Annotated in this window: 3 protein-coding genes; all 3 read left to right on the top strand. The window is 48.5% G+C overall.

Annotated features, from left to right (window positions below; all coding sequences use genetic code 11):
* Nucleotides 1-23 precede the first annotated feature (23 nt).
* Complete coding sequence (locus tag ABRS97_RS21715) at nucleotides 24-1,802, top strand: ABC transporter ATP-binding protein (protein ID WP_367817453.1); 1,779 nt, start codon at nucleotides 24-26, stop codon at nucleotides 1,800-1,802.
* Nucleotides 1,777-3,552, top strand: a complete 1,776-nt coding sequence (locus ABRS97_RS21720; protein ID WP_367817455.1) for an ABC transporter ATP-binding protein — start codon at nucleotides 1,777-1,779, stop codon at nucleotides 3,550-3,552. Before ABRS97_RS21715 ends, ABRS97_RS21720 begins: the two co-directional genes overlap by 26 nt.
* A 49-nt stretch (nucleotides 3,553-3,601) precedes the next feature.
* Nucleotides 3,602-9,592: amino acid adenylation domain-containing protein (locus ABRS97_RS21725; protein ID WP_367817457.1), on the top strand; the 5,991-nt coding region annotated here is incomplete at its 3' end.

The following is a 9,592-nucleotide window of genomic DNA, read 5'->3' on the forward strand; positions in this document are numbered from 1 at the left end:
TCCAGCGATTGGGGGAACAGATTTTGTCCAAACGCTCACCAGTATTTCGCAGATTAGTCCGATATGTCAAACCTTATTCTTTCTGGGTGGCAGTTACGGTAGTTGCTTCTCTAGCCTTGGCAGCAGTAGACATCATATTGGGCAAATATCTTGAACGAATGGTGGAAGGATTGATTGATTCTCCATTAGAGATCTTGATACTCATTGCGGGTATGATCTTGATCGGCATGCCATGCCGGTATCTCATTAAATATGCTTCCGCCAAATTCAGTGTAAAGGCGCTCCGCGATCTGCGCAACGAGCTTATAAACAGCATTAGTGATATGCCCGTTGCAAGCGTTGAACGCAAATATACAGGAGATTTACTTTCCAGACTGACTTCCGATACGGGAATTTTGCAAAACTTTTTCATTCAGCACTTTGCCAATTTGTTCTACTTACCCGTGGTCTTTACGGGAGCGTTGATTATGCTTCTGCTCACGAGTTGGAAACTGGTGCTGTCCAGCCTTGTGCTGCTGCCTTTGGGGATGGCGATTGCCGCTTTACTGACGAATTCCATGCGGTCGTTTTCGGAACAACTGCGGGATAAATACGGCCAATTAAACGCTTTAGCTCAGGATTCCATCAGCGGGCTATCGATTATCAAAGCATTCAACGTGCAGGCGGTCTTTTTCCGAAAATACAGCCAGCTTATGCAGCAGGCAGTAAATCAAAGCTTGAAGCTCGAAAGACGGTATGCTGCGCTCGGACCCATTGCGATTATTTCCCTTTCGGCACCAATCGTTTTCGTCATTATATATGGTGGACGTTTGATTCAACAAGGAGAATTGAACGCAGGAGGCATTATTCTGTTCCTGTATCTTCTAGCTTTTATCCTGCAACCTGTCAGTATGGCACCAACGATCCTCGCCCAAATCGAGGAAGCTTCTGGCGCCGCACGTAGACTGTTCGAAGCGCTTGATTGGCCTTTGGAAAGGTCAGGCGAAGCAAAGGAGAAGGTCGACTTGGATAGTGACCCTGTTCTCTTCGAAGACCTGACTTTCTCTTACGATGGGAAGACGAATGTCTTGGAGGGAGTCAGCTTTCAGTTGAAAAAAGGAGAGACGCTTGCCATCGTCGGCGCCAGCGGAGGAGGCAAAAGCACGATCTTCAAGCTACTTTGCGGGTTTTATGAGCCGGAGAAGGGCAATGGGATCATATCTCTGTTTAATCGATCGGTGGACGATTGGGATTTGACCGAACTGCGGTCCCAAATATCAGTGGTTTCCCAGGATTCTTATCTGTTTCCGACAACTGTCGCCGATAATATCGGTTACGGACGAATCAATGTTTCCCGCGCTGAAATTGTCGCAGCTGCCAAGGCGGCGAATGCTCATGAGTTTATCATGCAGCTTCCGCAAGGCTATGAGACGTCTCTTGGAGAACGTGGCGGCGGTTTGTCCGGCGGACAAAAACAACGCATCGCCATTGCAAGAGCATTCCTGAAAGAGGCTCCGTTGCTTCTGTTGGATGAGCCTACATCCGCTTTGGATACGATGTCCGAGGCACTTGTGCAAACGGCGTTGAAACAGTTGATGGCTGACCGGACTGTGATCGTTATTGCCCATCGACTGTCAACGGTGATGCAAGCAGACCGTATTCTTGTACTCGATCAGGGGCGAATCGTGGAAAGCGGGACGCATGATCAGCTCATTCAGATGAACGGTGTTTACAAGAAGCTATATTTGTATCAATTGACGGAGAGAGCTGACGAGCTTCAAGAAAGGGGGACGGATCGTGTCCTTCAGACAGGCATTCACTGATTTATGGCAGCTCATGTCCTTCATAAGGCCTCAAAGAAAAATGTATGTTACCGGGCTGATTGGCGAAAGCCTGGTGTCCTCAAGTCTCACCATATTATTATCATTCGTCATCCAATATTTATTGAATTTCGCAGTTTCCGGCAATACGGAGGAGCTATCCCGTGCGGTTTGGCTGGTTAGCGGTTCTGTGTTGGGATTGAGCATCTTGTCGCCATTATTCAATTATTTATTCCTGCGCAGCATTAAGATTACGTTAGGGGATATCCGGATTCAATTGTACCAGCACATCGGGAAACTGTCCTACCAGGTTGTTGAGCGTCATCATTCCGGCGATCTTCTCTCGCGGATGACGAATGACGTACAGACGATCGAGCAGACGTTCAATGAGCATCTAAAGTCGATCGTATCGCAAATGATTACATTTGTAGGAACTATCGTTGTTTTATGTATTGTAGACTGGCGTTTCGCGTTAGTGCTTATCGTTCTAGGCATTCTGACCGTGGTCTTGAATACACGGTTTGCTGCACCGATGCGTGACGTGAGCGATAAGCTGCAAAAGCAAATGAGCGTGCTAACTGAACGGTCGGGCGATTTAATCGCCGGACTGCAGGTGGTCAAGCTATTCGGGCTGAAAAGCACGATCGGCCGGCTATGTATGAAAGCAAGCGATGATGTAAGCGAGTTTGGTGTGAAACAGGGGCATCAATCCGGTCTGCTTGAGGCGGGCAACTTCCTCATCCAGTTTCTAAGCATGGGTGGTATTCTCGTCATTGGTCTATACATGGTATCCCGTCAAGAGATGGAGTTGGGAGTGCTTGGACAAATCGTACATTTGCAGAGCGGTATTTCCCATACTTTTCTTCAATTGGGAGCCGTCATTGCGCTTATGCAGAACTCATTTGCCGGCGCTGCGCGAATTCGTGAATTGTTAGAAGAGTCAACCGAAGGGGAATATACGGCGAAAACGGTTGCATTCGTTCAACATATACCGGTCCATCCGCACCCTGCCGTAGAACTATGCAGCATTTCATTCGGATATGATCCGGAGCGGCCTGTGCTGCGGAATTTGACGATGACCGTAGAGGAAGGAAGCGTGACGGCTATCGTCGGTCCGAGCGGAGGCGGCAAAAGCACAATCATGAAGGTGCTGCTCGGTTTTTATCCACAGAACGACGGAGAATTGCTGATCCAGGGAAAGAATACGGAGCAGTACTCACTTGCTGAGATTAGAGAAAAAATAGCTTATGTTCCCCAGGAAGCTTTTTTGTTCCACGGAACCATTGCCGAAAATATCCGCATCGGACGTCAAGACGCGACAGATGAAGAAGTAGAACTTGCAACGAAGGCAGCCAATGCCCATTCATTTATATCGGAGCTGCCAGGAAGCTACAATGCGGTCGTGGGCGAACGCGGAGCCAATCTCTCAGGCGGACAGCGGCAGCGCATCGCAATTGCCAGAGCTCTGCTCAAAAATTCGCCAATCCTGCTGCTCGACGAAGCGACTTCTGCTCTGGACCCGGAGTCGGAACATGAGGTACAGCAAGCGCTGCAGGTGCTCATGAAGGATAGAACGACGCTTGTTATCGCCCACCGACTGATAACAGTCGAGCAGGCTGATTCCATTTGCGTGATTGCAGATGGTCAATTGAAAGAACAAGGTACGCATCAAGAGCTGCTTGCCAAGGATGGGTTGTACGCTGAGCTATACAATCTGCAATTCCACTCAAATCCCGTCAAAGAACCAGCATAAAACCAACTAATATCCATCCCTATATTAGACAGGAGTGTGCATCCTTATTATGACTAGAGGGTTAAAAAGCAACAACCACGCGAGCAAGCAACAGGTACAATTGTTTCCATTAACGCAGCCGCAGCAGCGTATCTGGTACATGGATGTATTGAACCCCGGCACAAGTATCTCTACTGTGACGGCGACCATCAAAATTCAAGGCCCCCTTGATGTCACAGTTCTAAAGATGGCCTTTAACGAGATCATCCGGCAGCACAATGGCTTGCAAATCAGAATAACAACAAACAACCAAATTCCGCAGCAATATGTGGAGAAGCACGCGAACAAGGATTTTGAATGTATTGATTTTTCTGGCGCGGAGCAAAGTGGACAATCTGCATCGGAATGGGTTATGCAGCATATTCAGCAGCCGATACAATTGCTGGAAGCGGACCTGTATGAATTCGTGATTCTCAAAATCAGTGATGAAGAGCATTGGTATAACATCAAAGTTCATCATATCGTGATCGACGGCGTTGCCATGAGTATGGTGATCAATCAAATTACACAGTGTTATCTGGATTACATGAGGGGAGAAAGCCTGGGCGAAGACGAGCGTCATTCGTATCTGGACTTTTTGCAAACTGAACTGGATTACGAAGCATCCGATCGTTATCAAAAAGATAAAGCGTTTTGGTTTGAAAAGTTCGTCACTTTGCCGGAAGCTCTCGGGCTCAAGTTATACAATCCGGTCACGCTGAGCACCGAGGCGTTACGGGAAACCATGACGATCCGGGACGACATCTATGATGGCATAAAAGCTTTTTGCGCCAATTACAAAGTGAGTCTGTTTACATTCTTTCTAGCTGCTTTCTATATCTATATGAACAAAGTAACCAGTCTGCAAGATATTGCAATCGGTACGGCTTATGCCAACAGGACGACTAAGAAAGAAAAGGATACAGTCGGCATGTATGTCAGCACGATTGCCACCCGCGCGTTTATCGACCCCGAGTCGGATCTGATTTCCTTCCTGCAAAACATAGCTAAGGAGCAAGCTTCCATACTACGCCATCAGCGATACCCCTACAACAAGCTCATACAAGATTTGAAAGACATACACAGCTATAGCGATATTCAACGTCTCTTTGGCATTACTGTGCAGTATCGTACACTCAGTTGGCTGGACCACGAAGAAATCAACTATCAAGTCGACGCTCCTTTTGCCGGGCATACCGGGAATGATTTTGACGTTCATGTTGTGGAAATGCTGGATGACCAGCAATTCCGCATACATATTGACTACCGTTCCCAATTGTACGATACGGGCGAAATCGCGCAAATTTTCCGCCAATATATGACGATTGTAGAGCATATTATTCAGCAGCCGAATAGTAAAATCGGGCATTTGTCATTGATCAGCGAGGAAGAAGCTCACACGGTATTAACTGTATTCAACCCAATAAGTGCGGATTATTCAAGCGAAAAAACGATTCATCAATGGTTCGAGGAGCAGGTAGAACGCACACCCGAACAATGGGCTGTCGTATCTGAAGGCAACCGCTTGACTTACCGGGAATTGAACGAGCAGGCAAACCGTCTGGCAAGAACACTGCAGGCAGAAGGTGTGGGAGCAGGTCAATTGGTTGGTCTCATGGTTGAACGTTCGCTGGACATGATCATTGGTATTTTCGGCATTATGAAAGCCGGCGGCGCCTATATCCCCATCGATCCGGAATATCCGGAAGAAAGAATCCGCTATATGTTGGAGGATTCGGGAGCTCAGCTGCTTTTACTGCAGGATCGTCTGCGTGGCCGGGTCTCATTCGCAGGTACGATCATTGCTTTGGATCAACCGGATGCATTCAGTGAGGACGGCTCCAATCTCCAGGCTTTATCAACGTCAAGCGATCTGGCTTATGTCATCTATACATCGGGAACGACGGGCAGGCCGAAGGGGGTCATGGTCGAGCATCATGGACTCGGCAGTCTCAGAACGTTCTTTGATCGCGAGCTGCAGATCGATGCGAATGATAGAATTGTGCAATTCGCCAGCTTTTCGTTCGATGCGTCCAGTTGGGAAATTTTAATGGCTTTATATGTGGGAGCAACTTTATATATCCCCTCATCGTCGGTGATCTTCAATTATAGCTTATTTGAACGCTTTATTACCGATAACGGCATAACGGTGGCGACCTTGCCGCCCACTTATGCTATTTACTTAGAGCCTGCCAATATGCCGAGCTTGAAGAAGTTGATTACCGCCGGCTCAGCTCCTTCCGTAGAGCTCGTTCAGGCTTGGAAGGATCATGTCCAATATTTCAACGCCTATGGTCCGACGGAAGATTCGATCTGCTCGACGATTTGGGCTTATTCAGCAGCTTTCGCAACCCACAAGTTTGTGTCCATTGGCCGTCCCATCTTCAATCATCACATTTATATTGTCGATGCCAATGAAAATCTGCTGCCTGTCGGTGTAGCTGGAGAATTGTGCCTTGCCGGCGAGGGTCTTGCAAGAGGTTACCTGAATCTGCCGGAGATGACCGCTGAGAAATTTGTGGCGAATCCGTTCATACAAGGCGAACGGATGTACAAAACAGGCGACTTGGCCAAGTGGATGCCCGACGGCAATATTGAATATTTAGGCAGGATTGACCATCAAGTTAAAATTCGCGGTTACCGCATCGAGTTAAGCGAGATTGAAGCACAGATCATGAAGGCGAACTCCGTTCAGGAAACAATCGTCATCGCTCAAGACGATGAAAAGGGTCAGAAGCAGCTTGCAGCTTATTTCGTTGCAGCCCAATCTGTGACTTCCGGTGAACTGCGCGCGATTCTTGGACAAGAGATGCCTGCATACATGATCCCTTCCTACTTTGTTCAACTGGAGCAAATGCCGCTCACTCCGAATGGGAAGATCGATCGCAGAGCGCTGCCTGCGCCGCAGGACAGTGCGCAAACCGGCACGGAGTATGCAGCTCCACGCACGCCGGTAGAGCAAGTGCTCGCAACGATCTGGCAGAAGGTTTTGGGAGCAGCTAAGGTCGGAATTTATACTAATTTCTTTGAACTTGGGGGCGACTCGATTAAATCGATCCAAGTGTCCTCAAGGCTCTATCAAGAGGGGTATAAGCTTGAAACGAAAGACTTTTTTCAACATCCGACGATTGCGGAGCTCAGCGGTCTTGTCCAATCGGTCAGCCGGACGGCGGATCAGGGTGAAGTCGTTGGAGCTGTCGGGCTGACGCCGGTTCAGCTATGGTTCTTTGAGCATAATGAGTCAGATAGGCATCACTTTAACCAAGCTTTGATGTTGTATCGGGAGCTTGGATTTAATGAAGATATTCTTCGTGAGGTTGCAACAAAGATTGCCAAGCACCATGATGCGCTGCGTGCGGTATTCCACAAGTCGGAAAGCGGCAGCTATGAAGCAAGAAACCGTGGTGTGAACGATGGCGAACTGTTCAGCTTGGACGTGTTTGATCTTCGAGGCGAAGCGGAATGTTCGGCAGCAATTGAGGCAAAGGCGAATGAGCTTCAAAGCAGCATTAATTTGAGCGAAGGTCCGTTAATAAAATTGGGTCTGTTCCACTGTGCAGACGGCGACCATTTGCTCATTGTTATTCACCATTTGGTCGTAGACGGTGTATCGTGGCGCATACTGATTGAAGATCTAGCAGCGGGCTATGAACAGTTTGAAAAAGGTGAAGAAATCCGTTTGCCACAGAAATCGGATTCATTCCAGACATGGGCGGAACAGCTGGCAACCTATGCGAACAGTCCTGCGCTAGAAAAGGATCGGGCTTATTGGCAACGGGTCATCCAATCGGACGTCGCTCCACTTCCAAAGGACTTCGCTCACAATGAATCCTTGGTTTCTGAGAGCGAAATCGTAACCGTTCAATGGACAGAGCTTGAAACGGAACAGTTATTGAAACATGCGCATCGCGCTTATCATACGGATGTGAATGATCTGCTCTTAACGGCGCTGGGCACGGCGCTGCATGAATGGACAGGCATGGAGCGCATCGCCGTTAATATGGAAGGTCACGGCAGGGAAGACATCCTAACGGACGTGGATATCACGCGCACGGTGGGCTGGTTTACGAGCCAGTATCCGGTTGTACTGGAGATCGGCTTGGATCAAGAAATGTCCCACCGGATCAAGAGTGTGAAGGAAGAACTGCGAGGCATTCCACAAAAAGGGATCGGTTACGGTATTCTTCGTTATTTGTCAGAGCCTCGGGAGTGCGAAGAACTTCATGCAAAAGCAGAAATAGGCTTTAACTATTTGGGACAGTTCGATCAGGATCTTGCGAGCAGCGCTATGCAATTTTCGCATTATCCAGTCGGATCATCAGTTAGCGGCAACGCAAAGAGACCATTCACCCTCGATCTGAACGGAATGATTGCAAGGAGAGCCTTAACGTTAACAATTAGCTACAGCATCAAACAATATCGCAGCGAAACGATAGAACGATTGGCCGGTTTGCTGCAGGAAAGCTTGCGCAAGGTGGTTGCGCACTGCGTGTCTCGCGAGAATGCAGAGCTAACACCTAGCGATGTTAATCTCAAGGGATTGACGGTGGAGGAATTGGATCGGTTAGTCATGTTGAACCGTCCGTTCGGCGAGATGGAGGACATCTACCCGCTTTCGCCAATGCAGAAAGGCATGCTGTTCGACACACTGATGAACCCGCAATCGGGCGCTTACTTCGAACAAGCGTCGTTCGATCTGCTTGGACGCTTCCAAGTCGAAGCCTTTGAGCAAAGCATGCAGGCGTTGATTGGACGCCATCCGATACTGCGAACGAATTTTAATAACGGTTGGCAAGATCAGCCTTTGCAAGTCGTATACCGCACGAAGCAAGCTCGATTTCATTATGAAGACTTAAGCGAAATGAACGAAACCGAGCGGCAAGTTCATATGGCTGCCGTTGCCGAGAATGACAAGGCGCAGGGCTTTAACTTGATGCAAGATACATTGATGCGCGTTACGCTGTTGCGCACTGGCGAGAAGTCCTATCATGTTATCTGGAGCTTCCATCATATCGTGATGGACGGCTGGTGCTTGTCCTTGGTCATCAAGGAAGTGTTCGACACGTACTTTGCCATTCTGGAGCAGCGCCGGCCTGAGCTTGTCGAAGTTACCCCATACAGCCAATATATTGCATGGCTGGAGGCACAAGACAGCACAGAAGCGGCCGATTATTGGAACTCCTACCTGGCAGGTTACGATCAGCAGACGCTGTTGCCCAAAGCCAACCTGCAGGAGAAGACAGCAGGCTATGCGGCCATCAAGCGAGCTTACAATCTCGGCCATAAGTTAACGGAACAGATGAATCGAACTGCCAGACAGCAGCAAGTCACGCTTAATACGCTGCTTCAAACGGTATGGGGCATCATTCTGCAGAAGTACAGCAATAATCAGGATGTTGTATTCGGCAGCGTTGTGTCAGGCAGAGCGGCGGATATTCCCGGTATTGAAACGATGATCGGATTATTCATCAATACGGTGCCGGTACGCGTTCGCTGCGAAGCAGATGCCCATTTTAGCGATGTGCTTAAGTGGAATCAGGAGCAGATGTTGGCATCGCGCGACTACGAAACGTTCCCGCTTTATGACATTCAAGCGTTAACGGAGCAAAAACAAGATCTGATCAATCATATTATGGTATTCGAGAACTATCCCCTGGAACTTCATATGGAACAGACCGGAAGTGACAACTCAGCTGGTCTTACGATAGCCAATGCAGCGATGAGCGAGCAAACGAACTATGATTTTAACCTGAATGTTATTCCGGGAGACGACATTCGCATCGATTTCGAATACAACGGGTTGGTGTACGATGAGGCAAACATAGAACGCATGTTTGATCACTTGGTTTACATGCTGGAACAAGTAACAGAAAACCCACGCCTTCGCGTAAATGAGCTGAAGCTGGTAACTGCACAGCAATATACACAGCTCATAGAGACATTCAGCGGCAGGGGAGCGGAGGGCCAAGAGCATTTGCTGGAGAAGCCGTTCCACGTATACGTGGAGGAACAGGTACAGAGA

This window comes from Paenibacillus tabacirhizosphaerae (genome assembly GCF_040812395.1).
Taxonomy (GTDB): domain Bacteria; phylum Bacillota; class Bacilli; order Paenibacillales; family NBRC-103111; genus Paenibacillus_E.